The sequence below is a fragment of the Shewanella sp. Isolate7 genome, from assembly GCF_022398425.1.
Classification (GTDB): domain Bacteria; phylum Pseudomonadota; class Gammaproteobacteria; order Enterobacterales; family Shewanellaceae; genus Shewanella.
The window spans coordinates 1-966 of sequence record NZ_JAKEVJ010000174.1; the positions used below are offsets into that span (position 1 = coordinate 1).

Consider the following 966-nt stretch of genomic DNA (forward strand, 5'->3'; position numbering starts at 1 on the left):
CATCATATAACGCACCTTGAATGGATTCACATACGTTCATCATACTGACTACCTAGCACTTACCCGAATTGTGGTTTTCAGGAGGAACGTCCTCTCACGATTCTTTTCCCACTCAGCCTAACGGCCAAGTTTCGTTACATTGTCCGAGCCGCTGCTTTATTCAGGCTCGTAGGTTCATCTGGTGATACAGATGGTTCACTCGTTAAGCGGTGAACAACGCTTCATACGACCTCAGGTCGCACGGACATTTCCGTGTTAGAACTTTAGTTCCATACTGATGAGTTTCAGATTAATTTTTCTATGTGCTAACGCCCAATTAAGGTGCGAACCACGCAACCTCGGTACTCAATTTGAACACCGTAAACACTGAACTAGGGAAGGTGCGAACAAGTCGTCGCACAGCTCTGGCTTTGATAGCAGCGACAGTTCAAGGAATTCAACTGAGGGCATGCCGAGGCCTGCTGAAGTTGAATAACGCCGAAATGGTGTTGCTATCAAAGCCCCGCAGGGCGAGGCTTACAGCGGTATTTGCTGCGTTACAGTTCTTGCGAAGGACTAGGGCCATTCGCTGCAAACTGTGCCTAGCATCTATCCACTTTAAGCACACGCAGAGCAAGCAGGGGACTTATTCGCACCTTCCCTAGGGAAACTGCGAACAAGTCCTGCAATTTAGGTATCGCCTGATTTTTGAACGCTAACTGTTCAATTTTGGCCAATATACTGCCGTTTTAGGCCGAATTTCGACCTAATTCCGCGCTATTCCCGGATTTCAGACAGATCTTGGCTGTCGTCGTAACATCTGGTCTACTTTAAACAGGTTCGCCAAGGTGAATAGCATGGCTAACTGTGAGTCATTTTTCGTCAGCCCTTTATAGCGTGCTTTGATAAAGCCGAACTGACATTTGATGATCCGAAACGGGTGTTCTACCTTCGCCCGAATGCTGGCTTTTAAATACTCGATGTTGA

General features: G+C 47.1%; 1 protein-coding gene. It reads right to left on the reverse strand.

Annotation, left to right across the window (positions count from 1 at the left end; genetic code table 11):
- Nucleotides 1-769: 769 nt before the first annotated feature.
- A partial coding sequence (locus L1D47_RS20810) for a transposase (RefSeq protein WP_239886608.1) occupies nucleotides 770-966 on the reverse strand: 197 nt, incomplete at its 5' end.